Below are 20,116 nucleotides of genomic sequence, written 5' to 3' on the forward strand. Positions count from 1 at the left end.
GGTATGAAGGTTCAATGTACTTTACAGCATTTAGTTCAGCCGTGGCTGAGTCAATTAAGTGAGGAATTGGCGCAAATAGCCGTTGCTAACTTAGAGCTAGATAGCCGAAAAATAGAGGCAGGTTCTACCTTTATTGCTATCAAAGGTCATACGGTTGATGGTCGACGCTTTATCGATAATGCGATTGCCGCTGGAGCAAGTTTGGTCATTGCGGAAAGCGATGCCGATAACGAGCACGGCAGTGTGCAGTGGCGTACGCAAACGCCCGTTTTATACCTTGATGATTTAGGTGTGATTTTATCCGCGTTGGCGCATCGTTTGTATCATTTTTCAGGCATGGATTTGATTGCCGTTACGGGCACCAATGGTAAAACCACCATCACGCAAATTATTGCGCAGTGGTTGGGCTGTATTGGTCAGCAAGTCGCGGTGATGGGCACCACAGGAAATGGTTTTCTTGCGGATTTAAAAGAGGCAAAAAACACCACTGGAAGTGCGATTGAAGTGTGTAAAACACTGGCACAATTAAAACAGTCAGGCGCTCAGTTGACTGCCTTAGAGATCTCCTCTCATGGTTTAGTACAGCATCGCATTAAAGCACTGGCGTTTGCGGTAGGGGTGTTTACCAACCTTAGCCGAGACCACCTTGATTATCACGGCAGCATGGCTGAATACGCTAAGGCGAAATTAAGCTTGTTTACCGAGCATGATTGCAAACATAAAGTTATCAATGTTGATGATGAAGTAGGCAAACAGTGGTTAACTCAAGTGCCAGATGCAATCGCAGTTTCACTACTAGAAAAGCCAACCACAGAACGTTTTATGTATGCCACTCACATTGCTTATTCAGAGCAAGGCATTGATATTACTTTTGAGAGTTCTTGGGGGGCAGGCGTATTGCGCGCTCCTTTAATCGGTGAGTTTAATGCTTGTAATGTATTACTGGCTTTTACCGCTTTGTTAAGTCTTGGCATTGACATCAAAGACTTGCAACAAACCTCTACCCAGTTACAACCTGTAATTGGGCGTATGGAACTCTTTCAAACCGCTGACAAAGCTAAAGTTGTTGTCGATTATGCTCACACCCCAGATGCATTAGAAAAAGCATTGTGTGCACTTAAGGTTCACTGCCAAGGGCAACTGTGGGCTATTTTAGGTTGCGGTGGTGATAGAGACACAGGTAAGAGACCCATGATGGCGAAAGTGGCTGAAGATTTTGCTGATCGAATGATCCTTACCGATGATAACCCTCGCAGTGAAAGTCCCGCACAGATCATTGCTGATATGCAAAAAGGCGTTTCAAATCAAAAGTCTGTCGTCATTGAGCATGATAGATTTAAGGCTTTGTCCTATGCTATTGAGAACGCGGCAGCCAATGACATCATCTTACTTGCGGGTAAGGGACACGAGGACTATCAAATCTTAGGAGATAAGACTATTCATTATTCTGATCGTGAATCGGCGATGACCTTGTTGGAGCTAGTCAAATGATAGCAACTCAACTATCGGATATCGCTCAGGCTGTTAATGGTCGTGTTATTGGCGATGATCTCACTATAGCGTCCGTTTCTACCGATAGTCGCAATATCCCTGCACAAGGTTTATTTGTGGCTTTAGTGGGTGAGCGTTTTGATGCTCATGACTTTTGTGAGCAAGCTGTGGCGCAAGGCGCTGTGGCATTGCTGGTGGACAGAGAACTGCCACTATCCATTCCTCAATTGCTGGTTGAAGATACCAAGATTGCTTTAGGGCAATTGGGTGCTTGGAATTTAGCGAAGTTGAGCATACCCAAAGTGGCCATTACTGGCAGTTGTGGTAAGACGACCGTTAAAGAGATGCTGACCTCTATTTTATCACTAAGAGGTGAGACGTTAGCTACCGCAGGAAACTTTAACAATGATATCGGCGTTCCACTCACTTTGCTACGCGCTAATTCAGAGCATGAATTTGCAGTGATTGAGCTAGGTGCAAACCACGAGCATGAAATCGAATACACCGTTAATTTGGTTCAACCTGATATTGCTTTGGTCAATAATGTTGCTGCTGCACACCTTGAAGGGTTCGGTTCCATTGAAGGGGTAATGAAAGCCAAAGGTGAAATTTTCTCTACTTTAGATGAAAAAGGGTTAGCTCTGTATAACCTAGACAGTCAAGGTGGTGAGTTATGGCAATCTCTGTTGCAAAACCGACGTGTTCAAACCTTTTCTTTAGATAACTCTTTAGCTGAATATTACGCCACTGGCATTGTTATTGATGACAATGGTTTAGCAAACTTCCACCTGCATACTCCTTTTGGCATGGCTAAGGTCAATCTTAGCGTGGTCGGTAAGCACAACGTCGCCAATGCGGTAGCCGCCTCAGCGGTTGCCCTGAATATGGGGACGCCTTTAGCGACCGTTGTTGCGGGTTTAGAAGCGGTGGCACAAATGAAAGGACGGGTTGCGGTTGAGCAACTCACCGATAACATACGTTTAATTGACGATAGCTATAACGCTAGCGTTCCCGCGATGAAAGCGGCAGCTGATCTACTTAGCACTTTTAAAGGCAGTCGATGGCTGATTCTGGGCTTCATGGCGGAATTGGGCAAAGAAAGCCTTGAACTTCACCGACAAGTCGGTGAATATGCCGCAACATTTGGATTTGAGTATGTACTTACTTATGGTGATGACACTAAGGTAATTAGTGACGTTACCCATGGACACCATTTTGCTACTCACCAAAGCCTTTTGGATTTTGTAGAGCAACAAATCTCAAATCAACCACACATTCAACACACTTTGCTGGTTAAGGGTGCGAATAGCGCTCAAATGAGCAAAGTGGCCGCTGCACTGAAGGAGAAACTTAAATGATTATCTGGCTAGCGGATCTATTACAGCCTTATTTTTCGTTCTTTCGTCTTTTTGATTATCTCTCTTTTCGTTCGATCCTCAGTGTTATTACAGCATTAGGGCTATCGCTATGGATGGGACCTAAATTAATTCGACACCTACAACTACTGCAAATTGGTCAAGTTGTACGTCACGATGGCCCAGAATCTCATTTGAGTAAACACGGTACGCCAACGATGGGCGGGGTCATGATTTTGGCCGCCATTAGTATCACCGTATTGCTATGGTCAGACTTATCTAACCCGTATATTTGGGCGGTGCTAACAGTATTGCTTGGCTATGGTGCGGTTGGCTTTGTGGATGATTACCGCAAAGTAGTGCGCAAAAATACCGATGGTTTGATTGCTCGTTGGAAATATTTTTGGCAGTCAGCCATTGCTATTGTGGTGGCTTTTGCTTTGTACGCGCACGGTAAAGACACCGCCGCCACTCAGCTTGTGGTGCCTTTTTTCAAAGACATCATGCCGCAGCTTGGCCTGTTTTATATTGTGCTGACTTACTTTGTGATTGTGGGTACCAGTAATGCGGTTAACTTAACCGATGGCTTGGACGGCCTAGCTATTATGCCAACTATCTTGGTTTCAGCCGGTTTTGCCATTATTGCTTATGCCACAGGTAACGTGAATTTCGCGCAATACTTGCACATTCCTTATATCCCAGACAGCAGTGAACTTGTTATTTTCTGTGCGGCGATTGTAGGTGCAGGTTTAGGCTTCTTATGGTTTAACACTTACCCTGCACAAGTCTTTATGGGCGATGTGGGTTCGCTTGCTCTTGGCGGAGCGCTTGGCACTATTGCAGTGTTAGTGCGTCAAGAGTTTGTATTGGTGATTATGGGCGGCGTTTTCGTAATGGAAACTCTTTCGGTTATTTTGCAGGTTGGCTCTTATAAGTTACGTGGTCAACGCGTTTTCCGTATGGCACCAATTCACCATCACTACGAACTAAAAGGCTGGCCAGAGCCTCGTGTTATTGTACGTTTTTGGATTATTTCTATCGTACTTGTGCTGATTGGTCTTGCAACATTGAAGGTACGTTAATCCATGCAACAGTGGCAAAAGATACAAAATGTCGTCGTTATCGGGCTTGGTATTACTGGGCTGTCAGTAGTTAATCACTTAAAAAGAGTTTCGTCGCAATTGGGGCGCAATCTGAGCATTAAAGTGATTGATACCCGAGAAAATCCAGCCGGGCGAGATAAACTTAGCGATGATGTGCCACTGTTTTGTGGGAGTTTAAATCAGCAATGGCTAGATAGTGCCGACCTGATTGTAGCCAGTCCGGGGATTGCTTTAGCAACCGCTGAGTTGCAACAAGCGGCTAAACTGGGCGTGCCTATTGTCGGTGATATTGAGCTGTTTGCTTGGGCGACCAACAAACCCGTACTTGCGATTACTGGTTCTAACGGCAAAAGTACAGTGACTGACTTAACGGGCGTGATGGCTAATGCCGCTGGGGTTAAAACCGCTATCGGCGGCAATATAGGTGTTCCTGCGTTAAACTTGCTCGAATCTGATGCAGATTTATATGTACTGGAACTGTCTAGCTTTCAACTTGAGACAACCTCTAGCTTAGCGTTACAAGCGGCGGCCTTTTTAAATCTATCTGAAGATCATATGGATAGATATGAAGGCATGCATGATTATCGAGATGCTAAATTACGAATCTTTGATAATGCCAAGATTAAAATTGTGAATGCAGATGATAAAGCCACTTATCCAGATAACCATCAAGGCTTGCTAGCGTTCGGTATTGCGCAAGGTGAATATTATCTGTCAGATCATGCTAATCAAACATGGCTCACCAGTCATGGACAGCGCCTGTTAGCGACGGATGAACTGTCTATTGTGGGTCAACACAATATGCTTAACGCCTTAGTGTCAATTGCGCTACTTGAAGCGGCTGATATTGATGTTAAGCCTGCTTTAAATGTATTGAAATCTTATGTCGGACTGGCGCATCGTTGTCAGGTAGTCAGTCGTGATAATGGCATTACTTGGGTAAATGACTCAAAAGCGACCAATGTTGCCAGCACTTTAGCGGCGTTAAATGGTTTACGCATTGCCGGTTGTTTGTACCTATTGCTAGGTGGTGACGGTAAAGGCGCCGATTTTAGCGAATTAAAACCTGCGCTATCTGCCTTGCATACTGAGCTATATTGCTTTGGCGAAGATGGTAAACAGCTCGCTTTACTGTCTGAAAACAGTGTTTACTTTGAAACTATGCAAGAAGCGGTGCAGGCCATTCGACAGAAAGCTAAAGTCGGTGATATGGTGATGCTTTCTCCCGCCTGTGCCAGCTTAGATCAGTTTGCGAACTTTATGCAGCGCGGAGATATCTTTACTCAGCTCGCTCAACACAGTGATGAGCAGCAGGATGCAATTTAAAAATAGAGATCAGGAAAAAGTGAAAAAATTACGTTGGCTGTCTCGATTTCACGGAAAGGAATCGACTCCTACATTAAGTGATGAAGTGGTAGCGTCTTCTGATGAAATAGAGGATGTTCAACAGCCCTCTGCTTTACCTGTTCTTTACGATCGACAGCTAGTGTGGCTGACCTTTATACTCATGCTTATCGGCTTAGTCATGGTGACATCAGCGTCATTACCTCTGAGCTATACCCACTTTGGTACTCCCTTCCATTTTGCAATACGCCATGCGTTGTATCTGATTTTAGCATTAGGTGTGATGACTGTTGTGGTGCATATTCCAACCAAATTTTGGTTGAAATACAGTATGGCACTGTTGATATTCAGTCTGTTTTTGCTGATGTTTGTGTTGGTTGGTGGTAAATCGGTGAACGGGGCATCGCGTTGGATTCCATTGGGAGTGATAAACTTTCAGCCGGCAGAGTTGGCAAAACTGTCATTGTTTATTTTTATGTCCAGCTACTTATTCCGTAAGCAGCAGGAAGTAAGAGCCAGCTTTTTTGGTGGTTTCTTAAAACCTTTCTTTGTATTTGGTGCGCTTGCACTCCTTTTATTAGGACAACCAGACTTAGGTACGGTTGTGGTTATGCTCGTCACTATCTTTGGTATGCTCTTCATTGCGGGCGCCAAATTATGGCAGTTCTTGGCGATAGCCTTTGCCGGGGTGCTAGCCGTGTGTGGTTTGATCTTGGCCGAACCGTACCGTATGAAGCGTGTTACGTCATTTTTAGACCCGTGGGAAGACCCGTTTGGTAGTGGCTATCAGCTAACACAGTCCCTGATGGCGTTTGGTCGCGGTGAATGGTTTGGACAAGGTTTAGGTAATTCAATTCAAAAACTGGCTTACTTACCTGAGGCGCATACCGACTTTGTATTTGCGGTGATGGGGGAAGAGCTCGGCTTTATCGGTGTCACTTGCATCTTATTCCTTATCTTTGCCTTGGTATTCAAAGCGGTATTCATTGGTAAACGCGCCATTGAATCGGGCGATGTATTTAGTGGCTACCTTTCTATGGGCTTTGGCATTTGGTTTGCCTTCCAAAGTGTGGTCAATGTGGGCGCGGCAGCCGGTATGGTTCCAACCAAAGGTTTGACGTTACCACTGATCAGTTACGGTGGCTCTAGTTTGATTATCATGTCTATCGCGGTAGGCATAGTGATAAGAATTGATCATGAGTATCGACTGCAGGACTACCAGCACTCATTAACCCAAGATGATGACTTACAAGGTAAAGCGCAAAAATGACCACTGAAAAGAAACGACTTTTAGTTATGGCTGGCGGTACTGGCGGACATGTTTTTCCAGGGCTTGCCGTTGCTAAATATCTACAACAACAAGGTTGGGAGATCCGCTGGCTAGGGACAGAAGATCGCATGGAAGCCGAGCTTGTGCCTAAACATGGCATCGAGATTGATTTTATCAAGGTCAAAGGACTTCGTGGTCAAGGCTTAGCTAAGCTGATTAAAGCGCCATTTCAGATCATCAATGCCATCGCTCAAGCGAAAGCACACATAAAACGTTACCAACCGGATGTGGTATTAGGCATGGGTGGCTATGTTAGCGGCCCTGGCGGTATCGCCGCGCGCCAATGTGGTATTCCACTGGTTTTGCATGAACAAAATGCCGTAGCGGGTTTAACGAATAGCTGGCTTGCTAAAGTTGCCAGTAAGGTATTTCAAGCTTTCCCTGGTGCATTTCCAACAGCTGAAGTAGTGGGTAACCCTGTGCGTACCGATGTGGTTGCACTGGAAGACCCTGCGACACGATTGGCTTCTCGCACTGATGACATTCGTATTTTGGTGATGGGTGGTAGTCAAGGCGCTCGAATTTTAAATCATACTCTTCCTGACACCGTAGCTGAGCTTGGTCAGGGGTATAGCGTATGGCATCAGGTGGGTAAAAATAACCAAGCTGATGTAGAAACGCGTTATCAAAATGCAGGTGTCACAGACGTTAAAGTGACCGAATTTATTGATGATGTCGCGGCGGCTTATGCATGGGCTGACGTGATTGTTTGTCGCTCTGGCGCGTTAACCGTATCTGAAATATCAGCGGCGGGCTTAGCGGCTATCTTTATCCCTTATCCGCATAAAGATAGACAACAAGCACTTAACGGAGACTACTTGGTTGATGTTGGTGCGGCCAAAATGATTGAACAACAAAATTTGTCGGCAATTAAGCTAAAAGACACTATCCAAGAATTAGACAGAACCTCACTACTAGAGATGGCAATTAATGCACGTCAGGCGGCTAAGCTTGATGCAGATAAAGTGGTGGCGGAAGCCATTATTGCTTTAACTAAATAGCTTTTAACTGACGAGCTTTAATTAACGAGCGTTAACTCTCTAGATTTAAGCGAACAGCGTTAAGTGAACGAGACTAATCTCGAAGAATACTGAGCAAGAGAATATTATGGTAATTGAACACGAACAAAATTTAGCCCACATCCGAGCTATGATTCCAGAAATGCGCCGCGTGCAAAGCATTCACTTTGTCGGTATCGGCGGTGCTGGTATGAGTGGTATTGCTGAGGTGTTGCTAAACGAAGGCTATGCTATCTCTGGCTCAGATATTAATCAAAATCTCGTCACGGAACGCTTACAAAGCAAAGGGGCCACGATTTTTATTGGTCACGCTAAAAGCAACATTGAAAATGCCAGTGTAGTGGTAGTCTCAACGGCAATAGACCAAAGAAATCCGGAAATAGTTGCCGCTCAAGCCCTGCGTATTCCTATTGTGCGTCGCGCTGAAATGCTGGCAGAAATTATGCGTTATCGCCACGGCATTGCGGTTGCCGGCACACACGGTAAAACCACTACTACAGCCTTAGTGACACAAATTTATTCTGAAGCCGGTCTTGATCCAACGTTTGTCAATGGTGGCCTAGTAAAAAGCGCAGGTACCAATGCACGTTTAGGCTCAAGCCGTATTTTGATTGCGGAAGCCGATGAAAGCGATGCGTCATTTTTGCATCTGCAACCTATGGTTGCCATTGTGACGAATATCGAAGCTGATCATATGGATACTTATGGCGGCGACTTTGAAGTGCTGAAGCAAACATTCCGTGATTTCCTACATAAACTGCCTTTCTATGGTCAGGCAATCATGTGTATAGACGATCCTGTTATTCGCGAAATGCTACCTACCATCAGCCGTCAGGTGATCACCTATGGTTTTGCTGAAGATGCGGACGTTAAAATCGTCAACTATCGCCAGCAAGGACAGCAAAGCTACTTTACGGTTAAACGTGAAGGTAAGAGCGATCTTAACATTACGTTGAACATGCCGGGTAAACACAATGCGCTGAATGCATCGGCTGCGATTGCGGTTGCAACCGAAGATAACATTTCTGATGACGCTATCTTATCTGCCTTACTGGCTACTCAAGGTACTGGTCGTCGATTTGAACACCTTGGTGAGTATGAAACCGGTAATGGCAGTGCCATGCTGGTGGATGATTATGGTCATCACCCAAGTGAAGTTGACGTTACCATAGATGCGGCTCGCGCCGGTTGGCCTGATAAGCGTTTAGTGATGATATTCCAACCTCACCGTTATAGCCGTACTCGCGATCTTTTTGATGACTTTGCTAACGTACTCGACAAAGTTGATGTGCTGTTAATGCTTGATGTTTATTCTGCAGGTGAAGAACCGATTGCAGGAGCTGATAGTCGCTCATTATGCCGAGCCATTCGTGGCCGTGGCCGCATCGATCCTATCTTTGTTAAAAAACAAGATGAATTGCCAAGCGTGCTTAGCAACTTGTTGCAAGAAGGGGACCTTGTCCTTACTCAGGGTGCGGGTGATGTAGGAAAGGTTGCCAAAAAACTGGAAAAATTTGCGCTCAATATCAGAGCAATGCAAAAATGTTAGTTTCCTAAGCGAAATATCCCTTATTGTTATGGAAAGATCATGTCGGGTAAGTATAATCTAAAGGTAGATATACTTGCCCGTGTAGGCATATGCGCCATTAATTAGGAAGTCGACGACATTATAAAAATGGAAGCTACATTAGACGTCGAAACTGAATTCAAACAAAAGCCAAAGTTTAAATTTTCTTTGGTAGATGCGAGTTTTTTACTGTTCGTTATTATTTTGATTGTTTTTGGTATTTATTCCACCGTTGCATGGATGCGAGATAGTGGACGCTTGCCCCTTTCTCAGTTTGTCCTTGAAGGTAACTTAGAATACGTACATAACTCTGACGTACAGAGCGCTTTGTCACGTATTCAGCCGTTTGGCACTTTTATGACTCAAGACGTTACTCAACTGCAACACGCCGTTGAAGATATACCTTGGGTTGCCAATGCCGCTATCCGTAAGCAATGGCCAAATACCATCAAGGTTTTTGTCACGGAGCATCAACCTGCCGCTATCTGGAATGGTACTGCACTGCTTAATGATAATGGGCAGATTTTTGATGCAGACCCAGCGAGCTTGCACGAAAAAGATCAAGAAATTGTTAAGCTTTATGGCCCTGCGCCAAAAAGCGAAGAAGTACTGAATACTTGGCGTGATTTAAAGCCGAAATTCGAAGATCTCGGATTGAAAATTACTTCTGTTGTTCTCAACGACAGACTGGCTTGGCAGATTATATTAGATAACGGTATTCGCCTTGAATTAGGTAAAGATTCGCTAAAAGAAAGAATAAAACGCTTTGTTGACCTTTATCGTCATATGAACGAAAAGGTTCAGCAAATCAGTTATATAGACTTGAGATACGATACTGGAGCCGCCATTGGCTGGCTTTCCGACGAGCAAAGGCATAGAGAGTAGTAATGACCAAGGGTATGGATGATAATCTGATTGTTGGTCTGGACATCGGTACAGCGACTGTTTCAGCGTTAGTAGGCGAAATTCTTCCAGACGGCCAGATCAATATAATTGGATCTGGCAGTAGCCCATCCCGCGGAATGGACAAAGGTGGGGTTAATGACCTCGAATCCGTAATTAAGTCCGTTGAACGAGCGGTTAATCAAGCTGAGCTAATGGCTGAGCACAAGATTAGCAGCGTGTACCTTTCTATCTCTGGTCAGCACATTACCAGCCGTATCGAAAAAGGTATGGGGGCGATTTCTGATGAAGAAGTGTCTCAAGAAGATATGGATAGAGCTATTCATACAGCTCGTTCAATCAAAATTGGTGACGAAGAGCGTATTTTACACGTAATTCCACAAGAATTTAAAATAGATCATCTTGGCGGAATTAAAAATCCGTTAGGCTTATCTGGTGTGCGTATGGAAGTCAGCGTACACATGATTTCTTGTCATAACGATATGGCAAGAAACGTAATTAAAGCCGTTGAGCGTTGTGGCTTAACGGTTGAACAATTAGTCTTCTCTGGTCTTGCAGCAAGTGATGCCGTGATTACCGAAGATGAAAAAGAATTAGGCGTGTGTGTTGTTGATATCGGCGCTGGCACTATGGATGTTGCACTTTGGACCGGTGGCGCACTGCGTCATACAGAAGTGTTCTCTTATGCAGGTAACTCTGTAACTAGCGACATCGCTTTTGCCTTTGGTACGCCAATTAACGACGCAGAAGAAATCAAAGTGAAGTATGGCTGCGCCATGAGCGAATTGGTCAGCAAAGATGATACTGTGAATGTTCCTAGCGTAGGTGGTCGTCCATCTCGTAGCTTGCAGAGACAAACGTTATCTGAAGTGATAGAACCACGTTATACTGAACTTATGGGTTTAATCAATCGAGCGATTGAAAACGCACAGAATAAAATGCGCGAAAGTGGTGTTAAGCATCACCACATTGCGGCCGGTATTGTACTCACTGGCGGTGCTTCTCAAATAGAAGGTTTGGCTGAATGTGCAGAGCGCGTATTTGGTAACCAAGTTCGAATCGGGAAGCCAACAGAAGTAAAAGGCTTAACAGAATATGTGAAGGAGCCGTACCATTCTACGGCAGTTGGTTTATTGCATTATGGCAAAGACAGCAGTTTTAATGATGATGGTGAGTATTCAGAACCGAAACAAGCCTCATCAATTGCTGGATTTTTTACCAAAATGCGTAATTGGATACAAAAAGAATTTTAACCTGGCTAGACAGGAAACGGAGAAAGCAGATGTTTGAACCGATGACGGAAATAAATGATGAAGCCGTAATTAAGGTCGTTGGTGTTGGCGGTGGCGGTGGTAATGCCGTTGAACATATGGTTCGTGAGTCCATCGAAGGCGTGGAATTCATCAGTGTTAATACCGATGCACAGGCACTTCGCAAGGCAAGCGTAAGTTCCGTAATTCAAATTGGTACTGATATTACTAAAGGCCTTGGTGCTGGCGCGAACCCTCAGGTTGGCCGTGATTCCGCTCTTGAAGATCGCGAAGCGATCAAAGGTGTGTTGGACGGGGCTGATATGGTATTCATCGCTGCAGGTATGGGCGGTGGTACAGGTACTGGTGCAGCACCAGTGATTGCAGAAATTGCAAAAGAACTGGGTGTACTAACGGTTGCTGTAGTGACAAAACCATTTGGTTTTGAGGGTAAGAAACGTCTAGCATTTGCTGAGCAAGGCATTGAAGAGCTTTCTAAGCATGTTGATTCCCTAATTACAATTCCTAACGAAAAACTGCTTAAAGTATACGGTCGCAATGTGACACTACTTGAAGCATTCGGCTATGCTAATGATGTATTGAAAGATGCAGTACAAGGTATCGCAGAATTGATTACTCGTCCTGGCATGATCAACGTCGACTTCGCGGATGTTCGCACCGTAATGTCGGAAATGGGTCAAGCAATGATGGGTAGCGGTGTTTCTACTGGTGAAGATCGTGCAGAAGAAGCGGCAGAAGCGGCAATTTCTCACTCTCTACTAGAAGATATCGATTTAGCGGGTGCGCGTGGCGTACTGGTTAACATCACTGCTGGTATGGACATGCGTCTTGATGAATTTGAGATTGTTGGTAACACAGTTAAAGCATTTGCATCTGACAATGCGACCGTTGTTATCGGTACATCTCTAGACCCAGATATGTCTGATGAGTTCCGCGTAACTGTTGTTGCAACAGGCATTGGCAATGAGAAGAAACCTGAAATCACGCTAGTGACAGGTTCAGCTTCTAAGCCAAAAGCGGCGGTAACTCCTGAGCCTCGCGTTGTTGCGAAAGCGGAATCAGAGTTGAAGGTTCAAACTACGGTTAAGCCAAAACCAGAGACTGTGACTTCTCGTCCTACGACAGGAAGCCAACAGCACGCAGCGAAAGCTGGTCAAACAGAAAGCGCATTGCTAGACATTCCAGCTTTCTTACGCAACCAAGCCGACTAATTGCTCATTTTTTGACAATTGGAAAAAAACTGGTAGGATGTGCGACCAAGCTGGAAACAGCGACAGAATTTGCTTTAAATGAGGGGTATTGCATGATTAGGCAGCGTACTTTAAAAGAGATCGTTAAAACAACCGGAGTGGGTTTGCACTCTGGGCGAAAGGTCACACTAACGCTTCGCCCGGCAGCAACAAACACTGGTGTTATATACCGTAGAACGGATTTAGAGCCTGCAGTGGATTTCCCTGCGGATGCTAACTCTGTGCGCGACACCATGCTTTGTACCGCTCTTGTAAATGATGACGGTGTGCGCATCTCTACTGTTGAGCACCTTAATGCGGCTCTTTCAGGCATGGGCATTGATAATATTATTATCGAAGTGGATGCACCTGAAATTCCAATTATGGATGGCAGCGCGAGCCCGTTCGTATACTTGCTTCAATCAGCAGGTATCGAGGTTCAAAACGCAGCTAAGCGCTTTATTCGCATTAAGAAGCCAGTTCGCGTAGAAGATGGCGACAAATGGGCAGAACTTGTTCCTTACAACGGTTTTCGTCTAGACTTTGAAATTGAATTTGAGCATCCAGCGATTGATTCAGATGAGCAGCACATGCTCTTTGATTTCTCGTCTAAATCTTTTGTAAAAGAGATTTCTCGCGCTCGTACTTTTGGTTTCATGCGTGATATCGAATATCTTCAATCACAAAACTTATGCCTAGGCGGCAGTTTTGATTGTGCAATCGTTCTTGATGAATACCGTATTCTTAACGAAGACGGCCTACGTTTCTCAAACGAATTTGTTACGCACAAAGTATTGGATGCTATCGGTGATATGTACATGTGTGGTTCACCAATCGTTGGTGAGTTACGTGCATTTAAATCAGGTCACGGTCTAAATAACCAACTTCTTCGTGCAGTACTTGCTGACCAAGAAGCTTGGGAATGGGCAACCTTTGAAGAAGAAGCAGGATCACCTGTTGCTTTTGCTGAACCAAACATGGTGTTGGCATAAGCGTTTAGCAAGCTAAACCAAATACAATTAAAAAAGCAGCCTAGGCTGCTTTTTTTGATCTTGGTGTATTCCTTTATTCCTACTTATTAGCCAGTTTGGCGATATTACGTAATCTCTGCTTTATTTTGTCCGGCGCTATTTCTGCCAACATAGTTAAATTATCGGCCGTGGCTTGTGAAAGAGGCGGGCGAGAAGGAAGGTCTTTTTCTGCGACAAACAGCTGCTCACTTTTATAAAGCTCAGGGCTCACTTTTATTTCAATATTCACTAGGCGAGCAAATCCATGCTGGCGTAGTTGAGATAAAAGATAGAGGCGATCATAGTTGAGCTTCATCATGATAGAGGCATTTGCCACCTCTAAAACCAGTTGGCTATCTCGACAATTGGCGACTCGGCAATAACGTCTAATTTCTTTAGGTAGTAATTCTAAGACCGTATTATTGAGTTTATTGATGGCAGCAGCGTGCTCTTGGATAGCGCCTAGCTTGGTATTTTTAATAACCTCTTCGGTTAATGTAGGTCTATGGTCTCGCACAACTCAGCCTCTGAGAAGAATTTCAAGGCAATTTTATCATGTTTGAACCTCTGATTCGCTTTATCTTTACCCAGTTAACTGAAAAAAATAGAGGCTTGTTCAAACAAATTTAGTTTCTAATGGTCGGCAAGTTTAAAATTTCATACACTATAGCCCATTAAATCTAATTGAAAGCTTGAAATTGCTTGCTTCGAACTCAATATCACAGAGTACTCGCTGAATAGATATATAGCCGAATAAGTATTTTGGGTCATAACGATCCACAACATGAGAAACAATAACAATGATAACTAAGCTACTGACAAAGGTAATTGGCAGTCGAAACGAGCGTACTCTTCGCCGTCTTCGTAAGATCGTTAAAGAGATCAATAGTTACGAGCCTGATTATGACAAATTAAGTGACGAAGAATTAAAAGCTAAAACAGTTGAATTTCGTCAGCGTTTAGAGAAAGGTGAAACACTAGAGCAACTATTGCCTCATGCTTTTGCTACGGTACGTGAAGCCTCAAAACGTGTATATGGCATGCGTCACTTTGACGTGCAGTTAATCGGTGGCATGGTACTCAATGACAGCGAAATTGCAGAGATGCGCACAGGTGAAGGTAAAACTTTAACCGCAACACTTCCTGTTTACTTGAATGCTTTAACGGGTAAAGGCGTGCACGTCGTAACAGTGAACGACTACCTAGCGAGTCGTGATGCTGAAACTAACCGTCCACTATTTGAATTCTTAGGAATGACAGTGGGCGTGAACATTCCAAACATGGCGCCGCCAGCGAAGAAAGAAGCCTACAAAGCTGACGTTCTTTACGGAACTAACAACGAATTTGGTTTTGACTACCTACGTGACAACATGGCGTTCCGCGCTGAAGATCGCGTGCAACGTGAACGTTTCTTCGCAGTAGTGGATGAGGTGGATTCGATCTTAATCGATGAAGCGCGTACACCGCTTATCATCTCTGGCCCTGCGGAAGACAGCTCAGATCTTTATACTCGCATTAATGTGTTGATCCCTAATCTGCAAAAGCAAGATAAAGAAGATAGCGAAGATTACCGTGGTGATGGTCACTACACTTTAGATGAGAAATCTAAGCAAGTGTACTTGACTGAAACCGGTCAAGAATACGTTGAAGAATTGATGATTCAAAATGGCTTGATGGAAGAGGGCGATACTCTTTACTCTCCAGCCAATATCAGCCTATTGCATCACGTGAATGCTGCGCTACGTGCTCATGTACTGTTTGAGCGTAACGTTGACTATATCGTTAATGAAGAAGGCGAAGTGGTTATCGTTGATGAGCACACTGGCCGTACTATGCCAGGTCGTCGTTGGTCTGAAGGTCTTCACCAAGCGGTAGAAGCGAAAGAAGGCGTTAAGATTCAAAACGAAAACCAAACGCTGGCATCGATTACCTTCCAGAACTATTTCCGTCTGTACGACAAACTGTCGGGCATGACAGGTACTGCTGATACTGAAGCGTTTGAGTTCCAGTCTATCTATGGCCTAGAAACAGTGGTTATCCCAACCAACAAACCTATGATTCGTAACGATATGCCAGATGTGGTTTACCGTACTGAAGAAGATAAGTTTGCGGCAATTATCGAAGATATTAAAGATCGCGTAAATGCAGGTCAGCCATCTTTGGTGGGTACAATCTCTATCGAAAAATCAGAGTTGTTATCTAACGCGCTGAAAGAAGCCAAGATCAAGCACAACGTTCTAAACGCAAAATTCCACGAACATGAAGCTGAAATCGTAGCGGGCGCTGGTATGCCAGGTGCGGTAACTATCGCAACCAACATGGCCGGTCGTGGTACCGATATCGTGTTAGGTGGTAACTGGAAAGCGAAAGTTGAAGCGTTAGAAAACCCAACTGACGAGCAAGTAGCAGAGATCAAACAAGAATGGCGTAAGATCCACGATCAAGTTCTAGCATCAGGTGGTCTACACATTATTGGCACTGAGCGTCACGAATCTCGTCGTATCGATAACCAGCTACGTGGTCGTTCTGGTCGTCAGGGTGATGCAGGTTCTTCACGATTCTATCTTTCAATGGAAGATTCTCTACTGCGCATTTTCACTTCAGATCGTATGGCTGGCCTAATTCAGTCTGGTATGGATGAAGGTGAAGCGATTGAAAGTAAGATGCTTTCTCGCTCAATTGAAAAAGCACAACGTAAAGTGGAAGGTCGCAACTTCGATATTCGTAAACAGCTACTTGAATACGATGATGTTGCCAACGATCAACGTAAAGTGGTTTACGAGTTGCGTGATGAGTTGATGGAAGCTGATGATATCAGTGAAATGATCGAACATAACCGTGCTGACGTTGTTGAAAGCATCATTGACGAATACATTCCACCACAATCTATTGAAGAAATGTGGGACGTATCGGGTCTCGAGAAGCGCCTAAAAACTGAGTTTGAATTAGAGCTTCCTCTGCAAACTTGGCTAGACGAAGACGACAAGCTTTACGAAGAAGTGTTACGCGAGAAAATCCTAGCGGCAACAGTTGCAGTTTACAAAGAGAAAGAAGAAGCGGTGGGTGCATCTGTACTACGTAACTTCGAAAAATCGGTAATGCTGCAATCTCTTGATGGACTTTGGAAAGAGCACTTGGCGGCAATGGATCACCTGCGTCAAGGTATCCATTTACGTGGTTACGCTCAGAAGAACCCGAAACAGGAATACAAGCGTGAATCGTTTGAACTGTTTGAAGGCTTGCTAACAACGCTAAAATCAGACGTTATTTCTATTTTGAGTAAAGTGCGTGTTCAACAGCAAGAAGAAGTTGAGCGTATGGAACAACAGCGTCAAGCTCAAGCAGAAGCGGCGGCTCGTTTAGCAAAAGCTCAGCATCAAACCGCTGAAAACCAGCTTGCTGGCGATGAGCAACCTGCAGCTGCGGCACAAACTCCTGTACGTAACGAACACAAAGTGGGTCGTAACGAACCGTGTCCTTGTGGCTCAGGTAAAAAGTACAAACAGTGTCATGGTAAAATTGCTTAGTTATTCACTTTGTGAGTAATGGAATAAAATAAAAAGAGTCGCTGATGCGGCTCTTTTTTTACGTATAGAGAGGAATGAATGAAAAGAGTTCATATTGTTGCTGGCATCATCTTCAACCCCGAAAAGAAACAAATCTATATAACAAAGCGCCCAGATCATGCACATAAAGGTGGTTTTTGGGAGTTTCCTGGTGGCAAGGTTGAACAGAATGAATCTGCGGCCGATGCTATTGAAAGAGAGTTGTTTGAAGAGATAGGAATTTGCCAGTTAGACAGTGAAGTGTTTCAGCATTTTGACTTTGATTACAGTGATAAAGCGCTGAGCTTTGATTTTTTTGTGGTGCATAGTTTTCAAGGCACGCCTTTTGGTAAAGAAGGACAACAAGGGCAGTGGGTTAACGTCGCTGATTTAGCCAATTACGCTTTTCCTGAAGCGAATATTCCGGTGGTAAAATCAGTGATACAGCACTTTTAAAGCTATCTGTGAATTGGCTGGATTCTAAACTGTGATTCAGATACATTAAGTCATGCCAACTTTATAATGGAGACTAACGTAGTGGTGCGAATAGCAGTTGCCGGAGCGGCAGGCCGTATGGGTCGTAATTTAGTTAAAGCAACAAACATCATGGAACAAGCAACTCTTGGCGCAGCCAATGAACGTCCTCAAACTTCTTTAATTGGGGTTGATGTCGGTGAGTTGAGTGGCGAAGGTAAACTTGATGTCGCACTTGTTGATGACTTTAATAAAGTGATTGATGATTTTGATGTGATTGTGGACTTTACTGCACCAGCAAATACGTTAGCAAACCTAGAGTTATGTAAACAACACGGTAAGGCTATCGTGATTGGTACGACAGGCTTTAGTGAACAACAAAAGCAGCAGATTAGTGAATATGCTAAGTCAGTTTCTATTGTAATGGCTCCTAACTTTAGTGTCGGTGTTAACCTAGTATTTAAGTTGCTAGAGAAAGCAGCCAAAGTGATGGGCGATTATAGTGACATTGAAATCGTAGAAGCGCATCACCGTCATAAAGTGGATGCTCCATCGGGCACTGCTATCGGTATGGGCGAAGCCATTGCAGGGGCAATGGGTAATAATTTAGCGGATGTTGCAGTGTATGCTCGTGAAGGCATCACTGGTGAACGAACTCGTGACGAGATTGGTTTTGCAACTATCCGAGCTGGCGATATCGTCGGTGAGCATACTGCTATGTTTGCTGATATTGGTGAGCGCGTAGAGATTACTCATAAAGCGACGGATAGAATGACATTTGCCAATGGGGCAGTGCGTGCAGCACAGTGGTTGGGTGACAAACCGGTGGGTTTGTACAGCATGACCGATGTTCTCGATCTGAATAACATTTAAAAAAACGCCAGCAAATGCTGGCGTTTTTTTTGCATAAAATTATCTGGCGACATTTGTTTGAAAATGAGTGACTTTATATGATCTTTTATGCTGTTGAGTATCTTATTTAGTTGAAGCTACGTATTTGATCGGTTAAATCATGAGGGTAACGTTTTCTATTTCTCGAAAACGTATTTTCACTGATGACTGGTATGCTTTTCCTGTCTGTTGTTGAGAATGACTGTTAATTATCATTTTATATACAGGTTAAGTTTGCTTTTTAGGGGTTTCATATTCTAAATAAGCAATGATAGTAAAAAAAACACTTTTTATTGGTCGTTTAATTGACAATATTACACTGCATCATTAGAATGCCGTCAATTTGTCTGAGTTCAGCAAATGTGACCTGTCTCTATAATAGAGAAGGCGCTTGAAATTTAATTTATTAATTTCACATATTTATTTGTTTGGAGGTTGTCTTGAATAAGCCAGCAATATTGGTCCTAGAAGATGGGACTGTGTTCCGTGGTATCGCGATTGGAGCTGAAGGCTCTGCAATTGGAGAAGTTGTTTTTAATACCTCGATGACGGGGTACCAAGAAATTCTTACTGATCCATCCTATTCACAGCAAATCGTTACTCTTACTTACCCTCACATTGGCAATACCGGAACTAACTCCGAAGATGAAGAATCTACTTCTATTCATGCTCAAGGCCTTGTGATTCGCGACCTTCCTATCATCGCTTCTAATTTCCGTAGTGAACAAACACTTTCTGAATACCTTAAATCTCAAAACATTGTAGGTATTGCAGACATCGATACACGTAAACTGACTCGTATTTTACGCGAGAAGGGTGCGCAAAACGGTTGTGTGGTTGCGGGTAATAACCTTGACGAAGCTTTGGCACTGGCAAAAGCGAAAGATTTCCCTGGCCTAAAAGGCATGGATCTTGCGAAAGAAGTGACAACCAAAGAAACTTACCAATGGAAACAAGGTTCTTGGACGCTTGAAGGTGGTCTTCCTGAAGCGAAAGATGACTCTGAACTGCCATACCACGTAGTCGCTTATGACTTCGGTGCCAAGCGTAACATCCTACGTATGCTTGTTGACCGTGGCTGTCGCCTAACGGTTGTTCCTGCTGAAACTTCAGCGGAAGACGTATTAGCGCTGAACCCAGACGGTGTATTCCTGTCAAACGGCCCTGGTGACCCTGCTCCTTGTACTTATGCAATTGAAGCAACTAAAACTTTCCTAGATAAAGGCTTACCTATCTTTGGTATTTGTCTTGGTCACCAAATTCTAGCTTTGGCTTCTGGTGCAACCACTGTGAAGATGAAGTTTGGTCATCACGGTGCTAACCACCCGGTTAAAGACCTTGATCGCAACGTAGTAATGATTACTTCTCAGAACCACGGTTTTGCGGCTGACGAAGAGACGCTACCGGCTAACTTACGTGCAACGCATAAATCTCTATTTGATGGTTCATTGCAAGGTATTCACCGCACAGATAAGCCAGCGTTTAGCTTCCAGGGTCACCCTGAAGCAAGCCCTGGTCCACATGATGCGGCACCACTATTTGACCATTTCATTGACCTGATTAAAGAACATAAAGCGTAAGTTG

General features: G+C 44.1%; 16 protein-coding genes. 15 read left to right on the top strand and 1 reads right to left on the bottom strand.

The window, feature by feature from the left end:
• The first annotated feature begins 3 nt into the window (after positions 1-3).
• The 11 genes from murE (at position 4) to lpxC (ending at position 13,604) form a co-directional block, all read left to right on the top strand.
• Positions 4-1,491 (top strand): UDP-N-acetylmuramoyl-L-alanyl-D-glutamate--2,6-diaminopimelate ligase, encoded by a 1,488-nt coding sequence (gene murE, locus OCU38_RS01935; protein WP_261823556.1) that lies wholly within the window; start codon positions 4-6, stop codon positions 1,489-1,491.
• On the top strand, positions 1,488-2,849 hold the full coding sequence (locus OCU38_RS01940) for a UDP-N-acetylmuramoyl-tripeptide--D-alanyl-D-alanine ligase (protein WP_261823557.1): 1,362 nt from the start codon (positions 1,488-1,490) through the stop codon (positions 2,847-2,849). Before murE ends, OCU38_RS01940 begins: the two co-directional genes overlap by 4 nt.
• Complete coding sequence (mraY, locus tag OCU38_RS01945; protein ID WP_261823558.1) at positions 2,846-3,928, top strand: phospho-N-acetylmuramoyl-pentapeptide-transferase; 1,083 nt, start codon at positions 2,846-2,848, stop codon at positions 3,926-3,928. Before OCU38_RS01940 ends, mraY begins: the two co-directional genes overlap by 4 nt.
• 3 nt (positions 3,929-3,931) lie before the next feature.
• Positions 3,932-5,275: a UDP-N-acetylmuramoyl-L-alanine--D-glutamate ligase gene (murD, locus tag OCU38_RS01950; RefSeq protein WP_261823559.1), complete on the top strand. Its 1,344-nt coding sequence runs from the start codon at positions 3,932-3,934 to the stop codon at positions 5,273-5,275.
• A gap of 85 nt (positions 5,276-5,360) precedes the next feature.
• The gene (gene ftsW / locus OCU38_RS01955; protein WP_261824217.1) at positions 5,361-6,563 is read left to right on the top strand and encodes a cell division protein FtsW; all 1,203 of its coding nucleotides are present in this window, start codon (positions 5,361-5,363) and stop codon (positions 6,561-6,563) included.
• Positions 6,560-7,624, top strand: coding sequence for an undecaprenyldiphospho-muramoylpentapeptide beta-N-acetylglucosaminyltransferase (gene murG / locus OCU38_RS01960; protein ID WP_261823560.1), 1,065 nt, complete (start codon positions 6,560-6,562; stop codon positions 7,622-7,624). Before ftsW ends, murG begins: the two co-directional genes overlap by 4 nt.
• Positions 7,625-7,730: 106 nt before the next feature.
• Positions 7,731-9,191: a UDP-N-acetylmuramate--L-alanine ligase gene (murC, locus tag OCU38_RS01965; protein WP_261823561.1), complete on the top strand. Its 1,461-nt coding sequence runs from the start codon at positions 7,731-7,733 to the stop codon at positions 9,189-9,191.
• Between the two features lie 126 nt (positions 9,192-9,317).
• Positions 9,318-10,094 (top strand): cell division protein FtsQ/DivIB, encoded by a 777-nt coding sequence (locus OCU38_RS01970; RefSeq protein ID WP_261823562.1) that lies wholly within the window; start codon positions 9,318-9,320, stop codon positions 10,092-10,094.
• A gap of 2 nt (positions 10,095-10,096) precedes the next feature.
• Complete coding sequence (ftsA, locus tag OCU38_RS01975; RefSeq protein ID WP_261823563.1) at positions 10,097-11,365, top strand: cell division protein FtsA; 1,269 nt, start codon at positions 10,097-10,099, stop codon at positions 11,363-11,365.
• Between the two features lie 29 nt (positions 11,366-11,394).
• Complete coding sequence (gene ftsZ, locus OCU38_RS01980; RefSeq protein WP_261823564.1) at positions 11,395-12,594, top strand: cell division protein FtsZ; 1,200 nt, start codon at positions 11,395-11,397, stop codon at positions 12,592-12,594.
• 92 nt (positions 12,595-12,686) lie between these two features.
• Positions 12,687-13,604 (top strand): UDP-3-O-acyl-N-acetylglucosamine deacetylase, encoded by a 918-nt coding sequence (gene lpxC, locus OCU38_RS01985; RefSeq protein WP_021714389.1) that lies wholly within the window; start codon positions 12,687-12,689, stop codon positions 13,602-13,604.
• A 79-nt stretch (positions 13,605-13,683) separates the two neighbouring features.
• Here lpxC and OCU38_RS01990 read toward each other — a convergent pair whose 3' ends face one another.
• Positions 13,684-14,139 carry a DUF721 domain-containing protein gene (locus OCU38_RS01990; RefSeq protein ID WP_261823565.1) on the bottom strand — a complete coding sequence of 152 codons (456 nt, stop codon included), beginning with the start codon at positions 14,137-14,139 and terminating at the stop codon, positions 13,684-13,686.
• Positions 14,140-14,422: 283 nt separating this feature from the next.
• Here OCU38_RS01990 and secA point away from each other — a divergent pair, with 283 nt between their 5' ends.
• The 4 genes from secA to carA all read left to right on the top strand — a co-directional run bounded on the left by secA (position 14,423) and on the right by carA (position 20,112).
• Entirely contained in the window at positions 14,423-17,149 is a 2,727-nt protein-coding gene (gene secA / locus OCU38_RS01995; RefSeq protein WP_261823566.1) for a preprotein translocase subunit SecA, read from the top strand.
• A 78-nt stretch (positions 17,150-17,227) separates the two neighbouring features.
• Entirely contained in the window at positions 17,228-17,623 is a 396-nt protein-coding gene (gene mutT / locus OCU38_RS02000) for an 8-oxo-dGTP diphosphatase MutT (RefSeq protein ID WP_261823567.1), read from the top strand.
• Positions 17,624-17,689: 66 nt separating this feature from the next.
• Positions 17,690-18,514 carry a 4-hydroxy-tetrahydrodipicolinate reductase gene (gene dapB, locus OCU38_RS02005; protein ID WP_261823568.1) on the top strand — a complete coding sequence of 275 codons (825 nt, stop codon included), beginning with the start codon at positions 17,690-17,692 and terminating at the stop codon, positions 18,512-18,514.
• Positions 18,515-18,972: 458 nt separating this feature from the next.
• Positions 18,973-20,112, top strand: coding sequence for a glutamine-hydrolyzing carbamoyl-phosphate synthase small subunit (gene carA, locus OCU38_RS02010; RefSeq protein WP_261823569.1), 1,140 nt, complete (start codon positions 18,973-18,975; stop codon positions 20,110-20,112).
• Positions 20,113-20,116: the final 4 nt, after the last annotated feature.

This window comes from Vibrio neonatus (assembly GCF_024346975.1).
Classification (GTDB): Bacteria; Pseudomonadota; Gammaproteobacteria; order Enterobacterales; family Vibrionaceae; genus Vibrio; species Vibrio neonatus.